The sequence below is a fragment of the Micromonospora sp. NPDC005205 genome, from assembly GCF_040608275.1.
Classification (GTDB): Bacteria; Actinomycetota; Actinomycetes; order Mycobacteriales; family Micromonosporaceae; genus Micromonospora.
This window is the reverse complement of sequence record NZ_JBEXHV010000008.1, coordinates 24,129-44,819: the sequence shown is the minus strand read 5'-3', so window position 1 is coordinate 44,819 and position 20,691 is coordinate 24,129. Positions and strand designations below refer to the sequence as shown.

General features: G+C 71.5%; 19 protein-coding genes and 2 pseudogenes. 8 read left to right on the top strand and 13 right to left on the bottom strand.

Annotated features, from left to right (window positions below; all coding sequences use genetic code 11):
* The first annotated feature begins 57 nt into the window (after nt 1–57).
* Nucleotides 58–1,551, top strand: a complete 1,494-nt coding sequence (locus ABZU43_RS16530) for an FAD-binding oxidoreductase (RefSeq protein WP_355007369.1) — start codon at nt 58–60, stop codon at nt 1,549–1,551.
* A 156-nt stretch (nt 1,552–1,707) separates the two neighbouring features.
* On the opposite strand, the gene ABZU43_RS16525 is transcribed toward ABZU43_RS16530, so the two are convergent.
* The gene (locus tag ABZU43_RS16525; protein ID WP_355007368.1) at nt 1,708–2,073 is read right to left on the bottom strand and encodes a barstar family protein; all 366 of its coding nucleotides are present in this window, start codon (nt 2,071–2,073) and stop codon (nt 1,708–1,710) included.
* A gap of 97 nt (nt 2,074–2,170) precedes the next feature.
* The gene (locus ABZU43_RS16520; RefSeq protein WP_355007367.1) at nt 2,171–2,608 is read right to left on the bottom strand and encodes a ribonuclease domain-containing protein; all 438 of its coding nucleotides are present in this window, start codon (nt 2,606–2,608) and stop codon (nt 2,171–2,173) included.
* 288 nt (nt 2,609–2,896) lie between these two features.
* Between ABZU43_RS16520 and ABZU43_RS16515 the strand changes: the two genes are divergently transcribed.
* Nucleotides 2,897–3,718, top strand: a complete 822-nt coding sequence (locus tag ABZU43_RS16515; RefSeq protein WP_355007366.1) for a hypothetical protein — start codon at nt 2,897–2,899, stop codon at nt 3,716–3,718.
* A gap of 38 nt (nt 3,719–3,756) precedes the next feature.
* Here the strand turns inward: ABZU43_RS16515 and ABZU43_RS16510 are convergent, their stop codons facing one another.
* A complete protein-coding gene (locus ABZU43_RS16510) occupies nt 3,757–4,707 on the bottom strand; it encodes a DUF559 domain-containing protein (RefSeq protein ID WP_355007365.1) in 951 nt (316 codons plus the stop codon).
* Nucleotides 4,708–4,936: 229 nt separating this feature from the next.
* Nucleotides 4,937–5,254 carry a hypothetical protein gene (locus tag ABZU43_RS16505; RefSeq protein WP_355007364.1) on the bottom strand — a complete coding sequence of 106 codons (318 nt, stop codon included), beginning with the start codon at nt 5,252–5,254 and terminating at the stop codon, nt 4,937–4,939.
* 23 nt (nt 5,255–5,277) lie between these two features.
* Between ABZU43_RS16505 and ABZU43_RS16500 the strand changes: the two are divergent.
* Both ABZU43_RS16500 and ABZU43_RS16495 read left to right on the top strand, forming a co-directional pair.
* Nucleotides 5,278–5,478, top strand: a pseudogene (locus tag ABZU43_RS16500) (hypothetical protein); the annotation flags it as partial.
* Nucleotides 5,430–5,684: a hypothetical protein gene (locus ABZU43_RS16495; protein WP_355007363.1), complete on the top strand. Its 255-nt coding sequence runs from the start codon at nt 5,430–5,432 to the stop codon at nt 5,682–5,684. The pseudogene ABZU43_RS16500 and the gene ABZU43_RS16495, both read left to right, overlap by 49 nt.
* 485 nt (nt 5,685–6,169) lie before the next feature.
* On the opposite strand, the gene ABZU43_RS16490 is transcribed toward ABZU43_RS16495, so the two are convergent.
* From ABZU43_RS16490 to ABZU43_RS16470, 5 genes and pseudogenes are all read right to left on the bottom strand, one after another.
* Entirely contained in the window at nt 6,170–6,730 is a 561-nt protein-coding gene (locus tag ABZU43_RS16490) for a peroxidase (protein WP_355007362.1), read from the bottom strand.
* Between the two features lie 309 nt (nt 6,731–7,039).
* A complete protein-coding gene (locus ABZU43_RS16485; protein WP_355007361.1) occupies nt 7,040–7,297 on the bottom strand; it encodes a hypothetical protein in 258 nt (85 codons plus the stop codon).
* A 290-nt stretch (nt 7,298–7,587) separates the two neighbouring features.
* A complete protein-coding gene (locus ABZU43_RS16480; RefSeq protein ID WP_355007360.1) occupies nt 7,588–8,160 on the bottom strand; it encodes a hypothetical protein in 573 nt (190 codons plus the stop codon).
* Between the two features lie 99 nt (nt 8,161–8,259).
* Nucleotides 8,260–9,885 (bottom strand): anibiotic ABC transporter, encoded by a 1,626-nt coding sequence (locus ABZU43_RS16475; protein WP_355007359.1) that lies wholly within the window; start codon nt 9,883–9,885, stop codon nt 8,260–8,262.
* 137 nt (nt 9,886–10,022) lie between these two features.
* Nucleotides 10,023–10,928, bottom strand: a pseudogene (locus ABZU43_RS16470) (ABC transporter ATP-binding protein); the annotation flags it as partial.
* A 109-nt stretch (nt 10,929–11,037) separates the two neighbouring features.
* On the opposite strand from ABZU43_RS16470, the gene ABZU43_RS16465 reads away from it, so the two are divergent.
* Nucleotides 11,038–11,943, top strand: coding sequence for a TetR family transcriptional regulator (locus ABZU43_RS16465; protein ID WP_355007358.1), 906 nt, complete (start codon nt 11,038–11,040; stop codon nt 11,941–11,943).
* A 44-nt stretch (nt 11,944–11,987) separates the two neighbouring features.
* Here the strand turns inward: ABZU43_RS16465 and ABZU43_RS16460 are convergent, their stop codons facing one another.
* Nucleotides 11,988–13,766 (bottom strand): ABC transporter ATP-binding protein, encoded by a 1,779-nt coding sequence (locus tag ABZU43_RS16460; protein WP_355007357.1) that lies wholly within the window; start codon nt 13,764–13,766, stop codon nt 11,988–11,990.
* Nucleotides 13,767–13,863: 97 nt separating this feature from the next.
* Between ABZU43_RS16460 and ABZU43_RS16455 the strand changes: the two genes are divergently transcribed.
* Together ABZU43_RS16455 and ABZU43_RS16450 are read left to right on the top strand one after the other, a co-directional pair.
* Nucleotides 13,864–14,295, top strand: coding sequence for a MarR family winged helix-turn-helix transcriptional regulator (locus ABZU43_RS16455; RefSeq protein WP_355007356.1), 432 nt, complete (start codon nt 13,864–13,866; stop codon nt 14,293–14,295).
* 135 nt (nt 14,296–14,430) lie between these two features.
* Nucleotides 14,431–16,215, top strand: a complete 1,785-nt coding sequence (locus ABZU43_RS16450) for an N-acetylglutaminylglutamine amidotransferase (protein WP_355007355.1) — start codon at nt 14,431–14,433, stop codon at nt 16,213–16,215.
* Nucleotides 16,216–16,242: 27 nt separating this feature from the next.
* On the opposite strand, the gene ABZU43_RS16445 is transcribed toward ABZU43_RS16450, so the two are convergent.
* From ABZU43_RS16445 to ABZU43_RS16435, 3 genes are all read right to left on the bottom strand, one after another.
* Entirely contained in the window at nt 16,243–17,376 is a 1,134-nt protein-coding gene (locus ABZU43_RS16445) for a glutamate--cysteine ligase (RefSeq protein ID WP_355007354.1), read from the bottom strand.
* 67 nt (nt 17,377–17,443) lie between these two features.
* Nucleotides 17,444–18,652 carry an RNA polymerase sigma factor gene (locus ABZU43_RS16440; protein ID WP_355007353.1) on the bottom strand — a complete coding sequence of 403 codons (1,209 nt, stop codon included), beginning with the start codon at nt 18,650–18,652 and terminating at the stop codon, nt 17,444–17,446.
* A 2-nt stretch (nt 18,653–18,654) separates the two neighbouring features.
* Nucleotides 18,655–19,011 (bottom strand): YciI family protein, encoded by a 357-nt coding sequence (locus ABZU43_RS16435; RefSeq protein WP_355007352.1) that lies wholly within the window; start codon nt 19,009–19,011, stop codon nt 18,655–18,657.
* A gap of 275 nt (nt 19,012–19,286) precedes the next feature.
* Between ABZU43_RS16435 and ABZU43_RS16430 the strand changes: the two genes are divergently transcribed.
* Nucleotides 19,287–20,609, top strand: a complete 1,323-nt coding sequence (locus tag ABZU43_RS16430) for an FAD-dependent oxidoreductase (RefSeq protein WP_355007351.1) — start codon at nt 19,287–19,289, stop codon at nt 20,607–20,609.
* Nucleotides 20,610–20,691: the final 82 nt, after the last annotated feature.

Sequence of the window (20,691 nt, the reverse complement as noted above, 5' to 3'; positions counted from 1 at the left end):
GAAGTGCCCCTCTCGGTTCATTTTTCGGGCGTGTCACCAATCGAGAGGATTCGGACCATGCGCGACCTTTCCCGTCGTGACCTGCTCAGGGCGACGGCCGTCGGCGCCGGAGCGGTCGCCATCCCGAGCGTGATCGCCGGCAGCTCGGCCATCGCGGCCGACGGTCCCGGGTGGCCCTCCGACACGACGTTCCCGCCGGCACAGCTGACCGGCCGGATCGTCCGCCCGCAGAGCCCCAACTACGCGGAGGCCAGCCTCGGCTGGGACGAGCTGTTCGTGCACTATCCGCTGGTCATCGTCTTCGCTCAGGAGACCCAGGACGTGGTCAACGCCCTCACCTGGGCGCGGCAGCACGACGTCGCGCTGCGGGTACGCAGTGGCCGGCACAACCTGGAAGGCTGGTCGAACGTCGACAACGGCATCGTGATCGACGTCAGCGAGCTCAAGGACGTCCACATCGACACCGCCGCCCGCACGGCGAAGGTCGGCGCGGGGCTCAACCAGTCGGAGGCGGTGACCGCCCTCGGGGAACACGACCTCGCGGCGACGACCGGCACGGAGGGGACAGTGGGCCTCTCCGGGGCCACCCTCGGCGGCGGCTTCGGCTTCCTCACCCGCTACCTCGGGATGGCCTGCGACAACCTGATCGGCGCGGAGATCGTCGTCGCGGCGGGCGCCGACGGAGCCAAGGTGCTCGAGGTGGACCCGTGGAACTACCCGGACCTGCTCTGGGCGCTGCGCGGCGCGGGCAACGGCAACTTCGGGATCGTCACCTCCCTGACCTACCAGGTCGCTCCGCTCACCAGCGTCGCCTACCTGCAGGTGACCTGGCCCGGTCTCGGCGACCTGCACGAGGTCTTCGACGCCTGGCAGCGTGTCGCGCCCTTCACCGACCCGCGCCTCGGCACCCAGGTCGAGGTCCACCCGGATGAGATCCTGCTGTTCGCGGTGCTCGCGGAGGGATCCGAGGCGGAGGCCAGGAAGCTGCTGGCGCCGATCCTGTCGATCGGCAACCCCACTGTCACAGTGCAGATCGGCGGCTGGGGCGACGTCTACGCCGGCTTCCAGATCCCGAACGAGGACGAACCCGCGAAGTGGAAGTTCTTCTCCCAGTTCACTCGCGAGCCATTCCCGGAGAAGGCGGTCAGCATCGTCCGTGAGTTCATGGAGAAGGCGCCCTCGCCCGACAGCAACTTCTTCACCCAGGCCTTCGGCCGCGGGGCGCAACGGCAGGAGCCCTTCGGTGGCGCTGCCTTCCCGCACCGCGACGCGCTCTTCTACTCCGAGCCAGGCGTCGGCTGGGGCAAACGCGGCGAACCCGACAGCGACGATGCCATCACGCCGATCGCCCAGACCTGGATCGCCGAGTTCAGCCAGGCGCTGCGGCCCTACGTGGACGGCGCCTACGTCAACGTGCCGAACATCGGCATGGCCGAGTGGGAGAAGGCCTACTGGGGGCGCAACTTCCCGCGGCTACGCAAGATCAAGGCGAAGTACGACCCGCACAACGTCTTCCAGTACGAGCAGAGCATCCCGCCCGCGACGCACTGACCCGAAGGACCGGCGGTGCGGGTGACTCCGACCCGCACCGCCGGGCCGTCACTCATCGTGAGTCTCAGTTGCAGCTGCAGCTGCCGTTGCCGTTGCCGTTGCCACTGCCACTGCCGCTGCCGCTGCCGCTGCCGCTGCCGGCAGGGTGGGCAGCGGTCACGACCGCACTGCCTCGTCGAGGACGACGCGCAACGGATGCGGGGCGCTGGCGGCGAGGTCGCCGAGCACGGCGAGGAGCAGACGGTACTGATCGGACGGCTCGTCGACCAGCAGCTGGCCGGCGTCGGTGATCAGCACTGTGAGCGGACCGGTGTCGAGCCGGTCGCGGAGCACGTCGGAGAGGGCGTCCCAGGTGTCCCCCAGGTAGGTCGGCAGGGCCAGCACGGCGGCGAGGGCGGCGAACAGACCGGCCCTGGTCCGCGTCGTCGTTCCGGCGAGCACCACCGCGCCGGGCACGTCGAGGGCTCCGTCCCGGCAGACGATCAGCCAATCGGACACCCGACCCGCGTCCTCGTCGACCATGACGTTCCTCCTGATCTGACCGGGGCTACATCTGACCGGGACGACGACGCCCCGGGCGGGGCCAGCCGACCGTCGCGGCCGGCCGGCCCCAGGCCACTCAGAGCCGGTAGAAGTCGGTGTAGTGGTTGGGCGAGAACCAGGTGACGCCGGTGCTGCGGTTCACCACGATCCGGTACGCGTCCCGCGCGGCGCCCTGGGTGCGCGGGTAGACGTCGTACTCGTGGTAGGTGGCGTTGGTGGGCAGTTGACCCTCGTAGTTGTAGAACTGGCCGCCGGCGAAGTTGGACTTCCCGCCGCTCCAGGAGTACCAGCCTCGGCTGGTCGGGAACCCCTTGGCCGACCAGCCCGAGCGGGCGGTGCGGGCGTCCGCGCAGCGGCTCATGGTGCAGGAGCTGTAGACCGCCGCCGAGGCCGGGTCGGTCAGTCGAGGCGAGACCACGGACGGGCCGACCAGCGTGGCGAGGAGCAGGGCGAGGGTGGTGGTACGCCGGCGGATCGCGCCGAGCGTGGCCAGCGGGGACACGAGGGTGGACACAGGCTGCCTCCAGACCATCCAATCGATCGATCCGCGTGATTGTCGGACCGGACCCAGTCTCACCGTTGCCGGTCGACGGCAACACCCCTCAGTGTCCCAACTGCTCCACAATGCTCGGTGAACCGCGGACGATCATCTGTTTCAGCGCTCGTGCGCGGTTGAGCGCCACCCGACGCGCACGGCCTGGATCGTGTCGACATGCCGTCCGCTCGGTGACGGCGTGGCGGCGGACATATCGGTCACCGGTTGTTAGCGTGAAACGCGGATCCGTGACCGTGGAGGGGTGCCATGACGGACGCCCCCGACGGGAGGCCCAGGCCCGCGAACCAGTCGCGACACCGGGGCGTACGCGGGTTGACCATCGCCCGCGACGCCGCCGTGCAAGGCTGGCGGTGGTGGGCTCGTAGCTGGGATCGGCTGGTCGCCGCGCTCCAGGACGAGGCGCCCGTCGGCTCTGCGGCCCCGCCGTCGCCGTCCGGTCCACTCGTCGAACAGCGCGACGCACCCCGGCTGATCGCGGTCCCGGCACGCGGATACGTGTACTCGTTCTACATCCGCGCCACCTTCGCCTGGTCGTCACCGGCGAGTCTGCGGTCCGAGGTGCTGAGCTGGTACGTGCAGTACTTCCAACCGAACGCGGTCCAGCGGCTGACCCGGCTGGCCGCCGACGCCGCCAGGGACCTGCCCCCACACCGGGCCGGTGACCTGGAGGTCGCGTTGCAGCGGGCACTTGCCGAGGATCCCGTGTGGCACTACCAACGGGGCGACATCACGCTCACCTGCCATCCCGACGCCGCCGTACGACTCGACGAGCGGATCCTGCCGGCGCTCCAGCCGCACGTCGACCGCCTGGTCAAGCTGGAATACCAGTTCGACGAGCAGATCCGAAAGGCCCGGTACGCCGAGGAGCTGAGCCGTCGGTGGACGGCCATCCTGGATGATCACACAGACGACGACGACCTGGCCGACGCCCGCGACCACATGCTCACGGCGCAACGAGAAGCCGCACGGTGGATCGCCGACCTCCTCCACCGCCACGCCAACCCCTCACGCGACCCGACCGTCCAGGTCCCCCAACAAGCTTCTCCAAGATCACTTGATGGGGAGTAGTTGTTTGGGGCTGTCGAGAACTACTAAGCATCAAGTGATCATGGGCAGCCGTGCCGGTTGGCGAGGATGGTCAGAGTCTCCTGGCGGACCTTGGCCGGATCCGTGGTGAGACGACGGTGGCTGAAGCGGACGACGAGGATCCCAACGGTGGCGAGCAGGGCGTCGCGACGGAGGTCAATCTCGCGTTCGGCCGGATCGCCATGGCTGGTCGCGCCATCCAGCTCGATGTTGACCCGTTCCGCCTCGGCGAACATGTCGAGGTAGATCGTCCGGGCACCGACCCGTACCCGCGCCTGCCGGGTGAACCTCGGCATTCCCGGGCCGGTGAAGACGTGGTCGTGCCCCCAGACCTCCAAGGGGCTGCGGCACCCAGCGGCGAGGCGACCCACCAAGCCGCGCACCGCCGCGCGGTCGGTCAACCTCGGCACCTCGGCAAGAGCGGCGGCGAGGCGCTGCGGCGTGGTCAGCCGGTCGTTGACCGCGCGGATGAGCAGGCTGGATCGGTCGACCGACGGCAACAGGGGCCAACAGTCCACCAGGGTCCGATCAAGCCGGGTAACCGGCAACCCGCGCCGCATCACCACGTGCGGTGGCTCAATCACTAAACCCGGCCGGTGCCGCACCATGAGATGCGGCGAACTCCTCATGCCCGATTCGGTAGACAGGTCGATATGCACCGGCTCACCCGGCGGCTGACGGCGTACGCCCCACACGTCGAGCGCGCTCAGTCGACTGAGCGCCCCGCGCCCTCCCGCGTACGCCAGCGCGGCGCGACGAGCCAGCTCCGGTTCGATCCGCGCGAAAGGTGGCAGATCAGCGTGGGTATCCCGGACGAGCGCCGCATCGACGTAGACCTCCGGCAGGACCCGGACTATTCGACCGGCTCGGTACGCGCCCTGGAGTGTCCACGGCGGCGCCACGCGGAGCACGTCCCGCCGGGTAGCCAGGCCACCGCCTCGGTCGAGCAGGGATTGCAAGCGTGCGTCCACCGGCCCACCCTGCCGTCGAGCGTCGCCCTCGCGGGGGTCGCTGTGGACGGCAGAAGCACCTGTGGATGACGGCCCGAGTCCTACCCAGCTGTGGTATGCGCTGCTGAGCTCCGCACACCGACGGAACAGTTGGGCAGCCACCCACCCATGGCGAAAGGCCACCGCCAGTCGAGTCGACCCGGCGGCGGCCAATCGGGTCCGAGAGCGCCCGTCCGAGCAGGTGCGCTGGCTAGTAGGTGGAGTTCCACAGGAAGTAAAAGCCGGGGGCGTTGGGGGTGTACTGGCGGTACTCGCAGTAGTACCAGCTCCACAGGCCGGCCCGAACACCCTCACTGCCGTAACTGTTGCAGAACTGACCGTCGGAGTAGACGTTACGCAGCGTGCCGCCTGGCGGGTCCGCCGCAGCCGGAGCGGCGCCGTCCCTGACCAGCACCGGGCCCGCGGGATGGACGACAGAGGCCGCGTCGTCTCGTAGAACAGCGAGTCTGCTCTTCGCTCGACCGGTGAGGGTGACCGGTGGGTCGGCACCGAGCAGCACATCGCGCATTGCCCTGACCATTCGCCGCGTGCCGGCGCGGCGTCGACCCCGATGAGGTACGCGAGTTCCAGGCTCGGGTGGCCGACGAGCTGGCCATGCTCAACGAGACGGTACGGCTGCTCAGCCAGGAGAACGACCGGATCAAGCGGGCTTTGCGCGACTGGCAGACCATGCACGCGCGGGAGTGCTCGATCAACTGGATCAGCGCGACAAGCAGCCTGCACCAGCCGTGACTGGCCAGGCCCTTCTTGACCTCCCGGGCGGTCTGCTTGTTCTGGACGAGGTCGTCGATGCCCTCCGATATTTCGTCCCACGGGTCAACCATGATCGAATCGGCGAGGATGTTGATCCGGCCGTTGTCGAATGCCACCGCCGCTCGGTCGCCGACGTCGAAGTGACGCGGCAGCGGCGCGTCGCCCTTGGGGCGGGGGTCCGCTGACCACAGGTGGTTGGCGAGGTCCAGACGGGCGAGGTCCAGGGATTTCTGCCGGTTCTTGGCGTTGAATGCCAGTGCCCCAGTGCGGTCCTTGCCGATGTCGCTCTTGAGCGCGCTTCTCCGCTCGTCACGCACGGCTGGACGCTCGACGGCGAGCTTCGCCCACCCGTCCCAGCCATGCAGCGAGCCACCACAGCCGGAGCACGTGCAGCCCGGGTTCTGGGCGTTGGCGCAGTTCGCTCTGTGCGTGTTCCCAGCCATCCACAGTCCGCCAATCGGCTCGCCGTCGCTCAGGGTGAAGCACTGATAACCCTAAACACCCGGCTGGTCGCTGCCAATCGGTCCTGTCGCTGAAGATCAGGCATTTTGCCGCTCCAGCGAGATTGCCTGCAGCCAGACGGGTGCGCGCCTCGCCTGCACCGTGGTCGCAACGTTCTGCAGGTTCGGATGGCCGACGAACTGTTCCTGCTCAACGTTATTCGGTGGGTCTAACCGCCGAAGCTCAGCGCCTGCCGCAGATCCACGTCCAGGCTCTCGTTGTACTGCGGATCGGGCTCAGCCCCGGCAGCGCTGAGGACAGTGCTGAAGAAGCATCTGGCGCCGACGGCGAGGATCACGTGGAAGATATCCGTGTCATCGAGACCGTGACCACGCAGGCTCTCGACGTCGGCCTCGGTGACGGAGTTCGCATCGACCGCGACCTTTGCTGCAAAGTCGACGACTGCGACCTCCTGCGCGGAGAGACCGGCGCTGCCAGTGTCTGACGCGATGGCGGCGACGGTTGGCGCGTCGAAGAACTTGTCGCGTAGGACCTTTCCATGCGCCAGGCCGCAGTAGGAGGATTTCAGGGCCCGGGCTGCGGCGAGCGTCACCAACTCATAGCGGCGCAACTCCATGCCGGCCTTCACCGAACCGTTGAGCTGCTGCCATGCCAGGTACACCGCTGGGCTCTGGGCGAACAACCTGGTGTAGTTGGGCAGGTAGCCCATCGCCTTCGTGTCGGCATCGAACATCCGCTCGGTGCCCAGCGACTGCTCTGCCTGCTGCAAGAAACTCATCCGGCTCCTCCCCATGCCTGACCCGGACGGTACGCCGTGGGGCCTGCGGACGCTGTCAGGAAATCGGTCGTACACGGGGTCCGACATCGTCAGGTGACGGCTCTTCTTCACGCCCGATCCACACCTGGTCGCGGACCCGCCCGGAAATCCGCTCGTCGAGCCATCGCTGCGCCCGAGCCATGCCCGCTGCCGGATCAGCTACGTAGCCACACCTATTCCATGGCGAATGGCCGCCGCCGGCTGGTCGACCCGACGGCGGCCAATCGGCCCCGAAAGCGCCCGTCAAGACAGGTGCGCGCGCTAGTAGGTGAAGGTCCAGAGGAAGTAGAAGCCGGGGGCGCTGGGGCCGTACTGGCGGTACTCGCAGTAGTACCAACTCCAGAGACCGGTCCGAACACCCTCACTGCCGTAGCTGTTGCAGAACTGACCGTCGGAGTAAACGTTGCGCAGCGTGCCGCCTGGTGGATCCGCCGCAGCCGGAGTGGCGCTGAACCCGACCACTCCGCCCAGTGCCAGGGCCACCGCCGTCGCCAGGGTCGCCCATCTGCGTCCGCGCATGAAGCCTCCTCATCACTGTCCACGGCGCATGGCGGCTCCGCGCTGAACCGAGACCGGGACATCGAAGTTCGTCAACGCAAAGGCTCGCATGGGCGCGTGTGGTCCCGCTCCCGACAACGGGTGGCGCCACCGCGATGATCCGCCAGCGCGATCTCCGTCGAATGGGCATCCGCCCTGAACACGGGCCAGCCACGGCGACGCCCAGCGATCCCACTTCCACCGCGACGTCGCATGGGCCGATTGTGGACGGCCCAACACCCGCCCGCATCGGGCCAACGGGACCGCCGCACTCAGGTGGTGGGTACCTCCGGCATCGCGGTGGACCGGTCGACCAACGCCTGCCGCAGCATCGCGGACTGCTCCACCGACCCCCCGCGTACCCCGAGACTGTGCCGGGCCGCCCGGTAGTACCCGTCGCGGGCCTCGTCGACGCGGGTCAGCATCTCCATCACGTCCAACGGCGGCTCGACGATTCCCCGGGCGAGCCGTTCGACCTGCCAGATCGCGTCCCGCCAGGTGGCGGCGGCGGCGACCGTCGGCTGGTCGCCGAGCAACAGCAGGTTCTCCCAGACGATGGTGCGCCGGGCGTCCGCCTCAGCCAGCCGGACCAGCCCCTCCTCGCGGTCGATGGGGTGGCTCCGCGAACCCGGCCGATGGTCGGCTGTGAGTCGCAGCGCCACGGCGTGACTCTCCTTGAGGGCGTGCGCGTAGTCGACGTACGCGTCGAGCCGCCGCTCGTCCCAGCGGACGCTCTGACTGCGCCGCCACCGCGCACGGTCCGCGAGGGAGGTGGCGAGGATCGTGCCCAGGGTGCCAACCAGGACGCCGAGGAGGGCCGGAAGCTGCGTCAGGAGATCGCTCACGCGGTCGAGGCTGTCAGCCCCGGGCAACTGCCGTCAGCCCCGGCCCACGCCCGCTGACTGCCTGAGCTGCCAACGATCATCGGGACGCACGAACGCGGGTCAGGAGGGGACGTCGCGGTGGCGGAAGGCGGCCACGCCGACGGCGAGCAGGGCCGCGGCCACCGCCGCCAGCACCACCAGGGGAAGCGCCGCCGGGTCGACAGCGGGCACGGCCGGCACATGGGTGTACGGCGAGACGTTGAGCGCGGCCTGCGGCAGCTCCAGCACCGCGCCGAGCTGCCCGAGGAGCAGGAAGACCAGCAGCGCCGTCCAGGACAGCACCACCGACCAGCGGGGCAGCAGCCCGAAGATCGCGGTCACCACCCCGGCGATCACGAGCAGGGCGGGCAGGCGCAGCAGCGCGGCGCCGCCCAGCTCGACGGCCTGACCGAGTGGGTCTCCGGTGACTATGCCGTAGCCGAGGCCGGTGGTCACGCCCGCGAGGAGCAGCAGGGCGACCGCGCCTAGCGTCGCGGCGAGCACCTGGGTGCCGAGCCAGCGGGTTCGGCTGACCGCCGTGGCGAGGGCGGCCTCCAGTATCCCGTCGGTTTCGTCGCCGCGTACGCGCAGCAGGGCCTGCACGACGTACGCGCCGATGGTCAGGGCGAAGAGGCCGAGCATCGCGGTCAGGTACGCGTTGATCAGGTCGTCTCCGCCACCCATCGCGTTGATCGCTTCGGCGGCGGCCGGATTCGCGTCGATCATGTCGTTGAACTCGTCGGCGGCGACGCCCATGGGGAGGCCGAGCGCCGCCACCCCGACCGCCCAGCCGAGCAGCGTGCCGCGCTGCGTCCGCCAGGCCAACCCGGTGGGGCTGAGCAGCCGTGGCGCGCCGGTTGCCGGGCCGCGTCGGGGGGCGATCAGCCCGGCGCCCTGGTCGCGCCGTTCGGCGAGGGCGTACGCCAGCGCCACCCCGGCGAGCAGCAGCGCGACGGGCAGGGCGAGCACCCACCAGCGTTCACCGTCGAAGGCTCGTACCTGGTTGCCCCAGCCGAGTGGGAAGATCCACGACGGCCAGGCGCTGCGCACGCGGGTGCCGTCGACGCTCTGTTCGCCGAGCACGTCGCCGGCGGCGCGCAGGACGAAGGACAGCCCGACGGTGGCGGCGGCGAGCGCGTTGGCGCCGCGTGAGGTGACGGAGAGCTGGGCGGTGACGGCGGCGATCGCGGTGAAGGCGACCCCGACGCCACCGATCGCGGCCGCTGCCGCGACGGAGCCGGCGAGCGGCAGACCGGCGCCGACCAGGGCGACCGCGAGCAGCACGGCGGCCAGGGTGTTCGCCGCGCCGATGACGAGCAGCGCGGCGGTGAGCGGCGCGTACCGGCCGACCACGTTGGCGCCGAGCAGTTCGGCGCGGCCGGTTTCCTCGTTCTGGCGGGTGTGCCGGGTCACCGCGAAGGTGCTCATCAGCGCGACGATCAGAGCCAACGTCACGTACGTCTCGGCGACGATCACGGCACCGAGGTCGGTGCCGTGGATGGGGCCGTTGAAGGCGCGGGCGACCAGACTGGACGCCGAGGTGGTGGCGTAGCCCAGCCGGGCCTCCTCGTCCGGGTAGATGCCGGCGACGCTGCCGGCCAGGGCGTAGCCGAGCAGGGGCGTGCCGAGGATCCAGATGGCAAGGCGGATCCGGTCGCGGCGCAGCACGAGCCGGGCCAGCCGGGTCGTGCCGGTGAGGGCGCTCATCGGGCACCGCCCTGCGGCGCGTCAGCCTGCACACCGGCGGCAGATCCATCGGCCGACGTGGCGGCGGCGCCAGGACCGTCGGCCGACCCAGCATCGGCACCGTAGCCATCGGCCGACGCGGCACCGGCGGCAGGACCAGCGCCCGACCCAGCAGCGGCGGCGGGGTCGTCGCCGTAGTGGCGGAGGAAGAGCTGCTCCAGGGTGGGTGGTGTGCTGGTCAGCGCGCGGACGCCGAAGCGGATGAGCTGGCCGAGCAGCTCGTCGAGGTGGGCGGGCTCGACCTCCAGGTGGGTGCGGCCGTCGACCTCGTGCACGTCGTGCACACCGGGCAGCGCGTCCAGGCCGGTGACCGGGCGGGCGGTCTCGACGGTCACCGCCGTGCGGGTGAGGTGGCGCAGCTCGGTGAGGGTGCCGGACTCGACGGTGCGGCCTTCGCGGATGATGCTGACCCGGTCGCAGAGCGCCTCGACCTCGGCGAGCACGTGGCTGGAGAGCAGCACCGTGGCCCCGGCCTGCTTGACCCGCCGGACCTCGTCCTGGAACACCGCCTCCATGAGGGGGTCTAGGCCGGAGGTCGGCTCGTCGAGCACGTACAGCTCCACCGGTGAGGAGAAGGCGGCGACGATGGCGACCTTCTGCCGGTTGCCCTTGGAGTAGGTGCGGCAACGGCGGGTCGGGTCCAGGTCGAAGCGGTGCAGCAGCTCGTCGCGGCGACGCCGGTCGAGGCCGCCGCGCAGCTGACCGAGCAGGTCGATGGCTTCCCCGCCGGTGAGGTTGGGCCAGAGGTTGACGTCACCCGGGACGTACGCCAGTCGGCGGTGCAGGCGGACCGCGTCGCGCCACGGGTCGGCGCCGAGCACCTGGGCGTCGCCGGAGTCGCGGCGGAGCAGCCCGAGCAGGATCCGGATGGTGGTGGACTTTCCGGAGCCGTTGGGCCCGAGGAAGCCGTGCACCTCCCCCTGCTCGACGTGCAGGTCCAACCCGTCGAGTGCCCGGATGGCGCCGAACGTCTTGACCAGGTTGCCGATCGAGATGACGGGCATGACCCCTCCTGCCGTTGGCTACGTCGACAGTCACCACTGTACTGACCAACGGTCAGTAGAATCAACGGTGATCGTGCCCACCGGTCAGGACGTCGCTAGGCTGGCCGGCATGACCGCCGATCCCGCGGACGACACCCGCACCCGGATCCTGCGCGCCGCGCTCGACCTGTTCGCCGAACACGGCTACCAGCGCACCTCGCTGCGTCAGATCGGCGAGCGGCTGCGGCTCACCAAGACCGCGATCCTGTACCACTTCCCGGCCAAGGAGCATCTGCTCGCCGCACTGGTCGAGCCGTTGGTGGCGGACCTGGAGGCGCTGCTCGACTCGGCTCAGACACAGCCCACCGAGCAGGCCCGGTGGACGGTGCTGGAGGGCTGGCTGGACGTCATGCTCACCCACCGCCGGCCGCTCGGCATGCTCTTTCACGACATCGCATTGATCGGTCGGGGCGACACGTACCACCGCCTGATGGAGGTCGCGATGCGGGCCAACGACCTCATCGCCGGGCCGAACGCGGGGCGCCGCGAGCGGGTCCTCGCGGTGCAGGCGGTGGGCGCGTGCAGCGATCCGGTCGTCTTCTTCACCGACGTGCCCGACGAGGTGCTGCGCGCCGACATGCTCGACGGCGCACGCCGACTGCTGGCCCCGCTGCCCGCGGACCCGGCGGCGGCGCCGCACCTGGACGCTGCGGCCGGGGCGCGAACGGACGCCGCTGTCGGGTCGCGCACGACCGCGACGGCACCGCCGCCGACGCGGGAGACCCCGACGCACGTGAGCGCGCGGGACGCGGCCTCAGGGAGCGCGACCCCGACGCTGCCGGCGGGCGCGGCCGGCGGGGCGGCGAGCGGCGCGGGGAGCCGGCGTCGGCGGCCGGGGCGGCCGCCCGCGCTGGGTCGGGAGCAGGTGGAGGCGGCCCGACGGATGCACGCGGCGGGCACCCACTCGGTGGACGCCATCGCCGCCGAGCTGGGTGTCTCGCGGGCCACCGTCTACCGCCACCTGACCGTGCAATAACGAGACAGTTCCGAGACTGTTTCGAGACGGTTGTGATTCGGCGTTCAGGCCGCCAGCGTGGCGTAGCGGCCGTTGCGGTCCAGCAGGCTGTCGTGAGTGCCGGCCTCGACGATCCGACCGTGGTCGAGCACCGCGATCTGGTCGGCGTCGCGCACGGTGGAGAGTCGGTGCGCGATGGTGATCGTGGTGCGCCCCTGGGCGAGCACGTCGAAGGCCCGCTGTACGGCGCGCTCGGTCTCGGTGTCCAGCGCGCTGGTGGCCTCGTCGAGGACCAGGATGCGCGGGTCGCGCAGCAGCGTCCGGGCGATGGCGAGGCGCTGCTTCTCACCGCCGGAGAACCGGTGCCCACGTGAGCCGACCATGGTGTCGTACCCGTCGGGCAGGCCGGCGATCAGGTCGTGGATCTGCGCGGCGCGGGCGGCGTCCTCGATCTCGGTGTCGGTGGCCTCCGGGCGGGCGTAGCGCAGGTTCTCCCGGACTGTGGTGTGCAGCAGGTACGTCTCCTGGCTCACCACGCCGACGATCGCGGCCAGGTCGGCCAGGCGCAGGTCGCGCAGGTCGACGCCGTCGACGGTGATGCGGCCGGCGGTCGGGTCGTGCAGCCGGCTGACCAGCCCGGCGAGGGTGCTCTTGCCGGAGCCGGTCTCGCCGACGAGGGCGAGGCTGGTGCCGGCGGGCACGTCGAGGGTGATCCCGGCGAGGGCGGCGGTGTCGCTGCCCGGGTAGCCGAAGGTGACGTCCTCCAGGCGCAGGTGGCCGCGTACCCGGGCGGGGTCGAGGCGGACCGGCTCGGTGGGGTCGGCCACGTCGACCGGTAGGTCCAGGTATTCGAAGATCCGGGCGAAGAGCGCCAGCGAGGCGGTGAGCGAGACACCCACGTTGAGCAGGCCCATCAACGGTCGGAACAGGCCGCCCTGCAGGGCCGTGAAGGCGACCAGGGTGCCGATGCTCAGCGTGCCGGCGGTGCCGGGCAGCCCGGCGGCGAGGTAGATGACCGCCGGTACGGCGGCGAAGATGATGCTCATCGAGGCCATCCGCCAGCGGCCGGCCAGCTCACTGCGCAGCTCCAGGTCGACCAGTCGGGCCGAGGAGGCGGTGAACCGGTCGATCAGCGCCGGGCCGGTGCCGAGGGTCTTGGCCAGCTGTACGCCACTGATCGAGAGCCCTTCCTCCACTGTGACGTTGAGGTCGGCGAGTTCGCGTTGCCGTTGTGCGGTGATCTCGCGGCGCATCCGGGCGACCCGACGGGTCAGCCAGATGGCCGGCGGCAGCACCACGAGCGAGACCAGGGAGAGCTGCCAGGAGAGCGCGACCATGGCGACCGTGGTGGCGACCACAGTGGTGAGGTTGGCGGCGACGGCGGTGGCGGTGGAGGTGACCACCGACTGCATGCCGCCGATGTCGTTGGTGATCCGGGACTGCACCTCGCCGGTGCGGGTGCGGGTGAAGAAGCTCAGTGACTGGCGCTGGAGGTGGCTGAAGACGTCGGTGCGCAGCCGGTGCATGACCCGCTGGCCGACCTGGGTGGAGATCCAGGTCTGCACGACGCCGAGGGCGGAGGTCACCGCCGCGACGGCCACCATGCCGACGACCAGCCAGACCAGCAGCGTCACGTCGCCCTGCGGCAGGGCCCGGTCGATCACGGCCCGCAGCAGGAACGGGGTGGCCATCGCGATGATCGAGGAGACCACGATGATCGCGATGACGGCGGCCAGCGCGGGTCGGTGGGGGGTGAACAGGCGGCCGATGCGGCGCAGCGACACCTGACGGGCCTGCGTCTTCTCTTCGGTGCTGAGGGTGCGGTGGCCGCGGTCGCGGCCCATCGGGGTGGGTTCCAAGGGGGCACTACCCTTCGTCGGCGATATTGCTGAGGTTACCTCATCATGAGGTAGCAACCACATCTCCTGCTACCGTATTCCGGTGACCGAGCACACCGTCGACAGCGCCGACGACGAGAGCCTGGCGGAGACGTTCTGGGCGGTGGCGTCCCGTCTGCGTCGGCAGACCCGGGACTCACTGGTGCCCTGGGACGTCACCCCCAGCCAGTCCCGGGCCCTCGGCGTGCTGGCCCGGCACGGCGAGGTACGCCCCGGCACCCTCGCCGAGCACCTGCGCATCGCGCCCCGCTCGGCGACCGAGGTCGTCGACGACCTCCAGACCCGAGGGCTTGTCGAACGCCGGCCCGACCCGGCCGACCGCCGGGCGACACTGGTGGCGCTCACCGAGGAGGGCGACCGGGTCAGCACCGCCATCCGGGCCGCGCGCCGGGCCGAGGCGGACCGCTTCTTCGGCCACCTCGACGACACCGACCGCGCCGAACTGGCCCGCATCCTGCGCACCCTGCGTACCTGAGACCTGCGGGTTTGTCCGCCCCACACCCGGGTAGCCAGCGGCCCCGTTCGCACGGCGGGGCCCCCGCCACCACCAGTCGGGGAGACGCCACAGGAGGACGCGCATGTCTGCCCTGAACCACCACCACCCCGGCTGATGTGCGGGATCAGCGGGGAGGCGCGATTCGACGGTCGCTCGCCCGACGCGGCGGCGGTCACCCGGATGACCGAGGCGATGCGCTCACGAGGGCCGGACGACGAGGGCCTGTTCGCCGAGGGCTGGGTGACCCTCGGGCACCGTCGACTGACCATCATCGACCTGTCCGACGCGGGCGGGCAGCCGATGGTCCGCGACGACCTGGGCCTGGCGCTGGTCTTCAACGGCTGCGTCTACAACTACCCGGAGCTGCGCGAGGAGTTGCGCCGGGCCGGGTACGCCTTCCACTCCACCAGCGACACCGAGGTGATCCTGGTGGCGTACGCCCACTGGGGTGAGCGTTTCGTCGACCACCTGGTCGGCATGTTCGCGATCGGGCTGGTCGACCGGGTCCGGCGGCGGCTGATCCTGGCCCGCGACCGGCTCGGCATCAAACCGCTCTACCTCGCCGAGACACCCGGCCGGCTGCGGTTCGCCTCCACCCTGCCCGCGCTGCTGGCCGCCGGCGACGTCGACACCGGCATCGACCCGGTGGCGCTGCACCACTACCTGTCCTGGCACTCCATCGTGCCCGCGCCGCGGACCGTGCTGCGCGGCGTGCGCAAGCTCCCGCCGGCCACCCTGCGGGTGATCGAGGCCGACGGGACCAGCCGCGAGGAGGTCTACTGGCGACCCGACTACCTGCGGGAGCCCGCCGACGCGGGGATGGACGCCGCCGACTGGCGGGCCGCGATCGGCGACGCGCTGCGCGCGGCGGTCCGCCGACGGCTGGTCGCCGACGTGCCGGTGGGGGTGCTTCTCTCCGGCGGACTGGACTCCAGCCTCATCGTGGCGCTGCTCGCCGAGGCCGGTCAGCAACACCTGCGGACGTTCAGCATCGGCTTCGACAGCCGCGACGGCGAGTCCGGCGACGAGTTCCACTACTCCGACCTGGTGGCCCGCGCGTACGACACCGACCACCATCGGATCCGACTGGCCGACGACGGCCTGGTGCCCGCCGTCCGACGGGCCGTGCTGGCGATGACCGAGCCGATGGGCAGCCACGACGTGGTCGCCTTCCACCTGCTCTCCGAGCAGGTGGCGCAGCACGTGAAGGTGGCCCAGTCGGGGCAGGGCGCCGACGAGGTGTTCGCCGGCTACGGCTACCACCAGCCACTGGTCGAGGCACCCCGGCACGGCGCCGCCGAAACGTTCGCCGCCGCGTTCTTCGACCGCGACCACGACGAGCTGCGCCGCATCGTCGGCCCGGCGTACGCGCTGGAGCACGACGCCAGCCGGGACCTGCTCACCGGGCACCTCGCCGCGCCCGGGGCGCAGACCGCGCTGGACGCCGTGTTACGCCTGGACACCCACCTGATGCTCCCCGACGACCCGGTCAAGCGGGTGGACAGCATGAGCATGGCCTGGGGTCTGGAGGTGCGCACACCCTTCCTCGACCAGGACCTGGTCACCCTGGCCGCGCACTGCCCGCCGGAGCACAAGGTCGGCCAGGGTGGCAAGGGCGTGCTCAAGGAGGTCGCCCGGGAGGTGCTGCCGGCCGAGGTGATCGACAGGCCCAAGGGCTACTTCCCGGTGCCGGCGCTGCGCAACGTGGACGGCCCGGTGCGCGAGCTGGTCGCCGAGGCGTTGCAGGCGCCGGCCGCGCGCGAGCGCGGGCTCTTCCGCCCGGAGTACGTGGCACATCTGCTGGCCGAGCCGGACCGGGCGGAGGCCGCGGCCGGCAGCAACAAGCTGTGGCAACTCGGCCTGCTGGAGCTGTGGCTCCAGACCCACGACATCCGCTGACCCCGGTGGGCCTTGACGGACGGGCGGTCAGCTGGCGGCGGTGCGGGCGATCAGATCGTCGAGGACCACGTGCAGGTCTCCGGCGCGCTCCAGCACCCGCCGCTGCCGGGTGGCGCCGGTGCCGTCGCGACGCAGCCGGGCGAGCTGCGCCAACACGTACCCGAGGTCGCCGTGGCGCAGCAGGGCCGGGGCGATCACCGCCATCATCTCGTCGACGAGCGCCCAGGCGGGCCGGGTACCGCCGGCACGCAGGTCGATCAGCTCGCCGTCGAGACCGTCGTGGGCGGCCCGCCAGTGTGCCGCGGCGACCAGGCAGTCCCGGACGTTCGGCGCGTCCACCCCGGCGCGTACGTCGTCGGCGAGGGTGGCGACGAGGGACCGGACCAGCGCGGCGACCAGCACCGCGTCGTCGACCTCGGTGCAGACATCACCGACCCGCACCTCCACCGTCGGGTAGGTCGACGACGGCCGGGCGTACCAGTAGACCATCGCCGCGTCGAGCATGATCCCGGCGGCGATCAGCTCGTCGACGGTGCTGTCGTAGTCGGCGACGGAGTCGAAGTACGGCGTCGGTCCGATGCTGGGCCAGCGTTCCAACTGCATCGAGCGCCAACTGGCGTGCCCGGTGTCGTACCCGTCGTGCAGCGGCGAGTTGGTGGTGATCGCCTGCACCACGGGCAGCCACACCCGCAGGTGGTTGCAGACCTGCACGGCCAGATCCCGGTCGGGCAGGCCGACGTGCACGTGGCAGCCGCACACCGCCGGGTCGTGCGCCACCGGCCCGTACCGGCGCGACATCGCGTGGTAGCGCGGTTCGTCGGGGACCGTCCGGTGCGGCTCGGCCACCGGGGTGGCACCGACCGCCACCAGCCGTGCCCCGGCCGCCGTGGCCGCGTCGGCGGCGGAGCGGCGCAACGCCACCAGGTGCGCGCGCAGTTCGGTGAGGTCGGCGCAGACCGGGGTGACCATCTCCACCATGCTGTGCCGGAACTCCTGGCGGCTCTGCTCCCGGGCGGGGCCGCGCAGCGCGGCGAGCACCTGGTCGGCCACCGGTAGGTTCCGGCCAGTGTCCGGGTCGAGCAGCAGGAACTCCTCCTCCACGCCGAGCGTGAGGGTGGACAGGTCGGGCGCGGTGTCGACGGCGGTCGGTCGGTACGCCATGGCCCCTCCCCATCCCCTGCTGCGGCGGTGCCTCGGGTTCCCGGCCGCCCCTGCGGCAAACGCGCCCTCAGGGCGTCGCCAGGGCCGTCGCGCGTGCGGTGAGAAAGGCCTTTTCGGCCGCGTTGTCCGTCAGGGCGACAGCCATCCGGTACGCCTCGACGGCCTCCCCGCCCCGGCCGAGCCGAGCCAGCAGGTCGGCGCGGACCACGTGGTAGACGTGGTAGCCGACCAGGTCGAGGCGGTCCACCTCGGTCAGCGCGTCCGCCGGTCCGGACAGCTCGGCGAGCGCGACGGCCCGGTTCAGCGCCACCACCGGGCTGGGGGCGACGACCGTCAGCTGGTCGTACAGCGCAAGGATCTGCGCCCAGTCCGTGTCGGCGGGGCGCCGCGCGGCGCTGTGCACGGCGGCGATCGCGGCCTGGATCTGGTACGGGCCCGGCCGGTCGCGGCGCAGGCAGCGGCGCACCAGCGCCTGCCCCTCGGTGATCAGCTCGGCGTCCCACCGGGCCCGGTCCTGGCTCGGCAGCGCCACCAGCTGACCCTCGGCGTTGGTCCGCGCGTCGCGGCGGGACTCGGTGAGCAGCATCAACGCGAGCAGACCGAGCGCCTCCGCCTCGTCCGGCATCAGCTCGACCAGCAGCCGGGTCAACCGGATCGCCTCGGCGCACAGCTCGGTCCGGACCAGGTGCGGGCCGGCGCTGGCCGTGTACCCCTCGTTGAAGATCAGGTAGAGCACCGCGAGAACCGCGTGCAGCCGGTCGGGCAGGTCAGCGTCGCGGGGCACCCGGTACGGGATCCCGGCGTTGCGGATCTTCGACTTGGCGCGGACCAGCCGCTGCGCCATGGTCGGCTCCGGCACCAGGAAGGCTCGGGCGATCTCGGCGGTGCTCAAGCCACCGAGCAGCCGCAGGGTGAGGGCGACCCGGGTGCTCGGGGCGAGCGCCGGATGGCAGCAGGTGAAGATCAGCCGTAGCCGGTCGTCGTGCACCGGTCCCTCCTCGACGGGACTGTCGGCGGCGAACAACAGGGCCGCCTGGGCGTGCCGGTCGACCCGGGACGCATCGCGGCGCAGGCGGTCGATCGCCCGGTTCCGGGCGGTGGTGATGATCCAGCCGGCCGGACTGGGCGGCAGGCCGGTCGTCGGCCAGCGCGCCACCGCGACCACGAAAGCCTCCTGGACGGCCTCCTCGGCGAGGTCGATGTCGCCGAGGAGGCGGACCAGGACGGCGACCGCACGGCCGTACTCGGCGCGGAACACCGCCTCCACGTCGGGCACTGTCAGTCGCCGGCCCCGCCGTGGAAGGGGCGTACCTCGATCGGCAGGGTGGTGGCCAGCGCGTAGCGGCGACCCCAGTGCAGGGCGGCGTCCAGGTCCGGCACGTCGATGATGGTGATGCCGCCCAGGTACTCCTTGCCCTCCACGAACGGTCCGTCGGTGATGAGCACCTCGCCGTCGCGGGGCCGCAGCACGGTGGCGGTCTCCGGGCCGTGCAGGCCCTGCCCGAAGACCCACGAACCGGTGGACGCCAACTCGTCGCGCAGTTCGCCGAGCTGACGCATCACCCCGGCCAGGAACTCCGGCTCCGGCAGCAGCTCACCCTGCGGCTGGTGGATGCTGAGCAGGTAGCGCGCCATGGTTCCTCCTCACTGACGGTCGGCCCGTCGCCGACCTCTCATCCTCCACACGATCGGCCGCCGCCCGAATCGACAGGCCGGCAGAAAGTTTTCGCGGCCGACCCGGCCCCGGTGTTGGCCTGCCCTTTGCTCTGCACCCGCGGAGGCGACGGCGCCCAGGCCCGGGTGGTGCGTCGGCGGGTGCAGAGCAAAGGACGAGGGACGGGGGTACGGTCCGCCGGTGCCGCGACCGGGGCCGGTAGCCATGCCTGCGACGGTTCTGGGTAGACCCCGGTGTGACCGACGGCTTGCGGGTGGTCGTGGTCGGCGCCGGCTTCTCCGGGCTCGCCGCCGCGCTGGCGCTCGCCCGTGCCGGCGCCCAGGTGCGATTGTTGGAGGCCCGCGACCGGGTGGGGGGTCGGGTGCTGACCCGGTGGCTGCCCGAGCCCACGCAACTCGACCTGGGCGCGCAGTGGATCGGTCCGACCCAGGACCGGATGTACGCGCTGGTCGCCGAGCACGGGCTGGCCACCTTCGCCTCGGCATCGACCGGCGCGCCCACAGTGCTCTGGGCCGGTGCGCGCCGGGCCGAGCCGCCGGCGCGGGTGGGCCAGGTGCTGGGGCTGCTCGACGAGTACGCCGCACGACTGGACCCGGCCGAACCCTGGGCGACGCCGGAGGCCGCACTGTGGGACCGGACGACCCTCGGCGGGTGGCTCGCCGCCACGGCCGGGGACGACGAGACCGCCGACTACCTGGGGCGGGTGCTCGCCGGCGGGCTGCTCGCCACCGGCGCGGACGAGCTGTCCCTGTTGCACCTACTCTTCTACCTGCACAGTGCCGGCGGGACCGGACCGTTGCTGGGGATGGCCGGCGGGGCACAGCAGGACCGGATCGTGGGCGGGCCGCCGGCGCTGGCCGAACGGATGGCCACCGCTCTACCACCGGGCGCGCTCACGCTGGCCGCGCCGGTGCGGGCCATCGAACAGACAGTCGACGGCGCGACGGCGTGGACCGACACCGGGCGCGTCGACGGCGACGCCGTGGTGGTCGCGCTGGCCCCGGCGCTGGCCGGCCGGATCCGGTACGACCCGCCGTTGCCCCCGCTGCGGGACGGGCTCACCCAGCGCATGCCGATGGGTTCGGCGCTGAAGGTGCATGCCGTCTACCCAGAGCCGTTCTGGCGTGCCGACGGGTGCTCCGGGGTGGCCACCACCAGCGCCGGTCCGCTCACCGAGACGGTCGACAACTCCACCCCGACCTCGCCGATCGGGGTGCTGACCGGGTTCAGCTACTCCACCGATGCCGCCACGCTGCGCGGCATGTCCCCCGCTGGGCGTCGGCGATGCCTGCTGGAAGCGTTCGCCAACGTGGTCGGGCCACGAGCGGAGGACCCGGTGGATCTGGTCGAGTACGACTGGTCCGCCGACGAGTGGACCAGGGGCTGCTTCTCCGGTGCGCTCACCCCGGGCACCTGGCGGACGTACGGCCCGCACCTGCGGACGCCGGTGGGGCGGGTGTACTGGGCGGGCACCGAGACGGCCACCCGCTGGAGTGGCTATCTGGAGGGCGCGGTGCGCGCTGGTGAACGGGCGGCGGCCGAGGTGCTGGCCGGCTGAGCGGCACGACCGCGGCCGGCCCGGTCTCGGCGGGACCGGGCCGGCCACGGCCCTGGGTGCCACCCGGCCGACCCGGTCACAG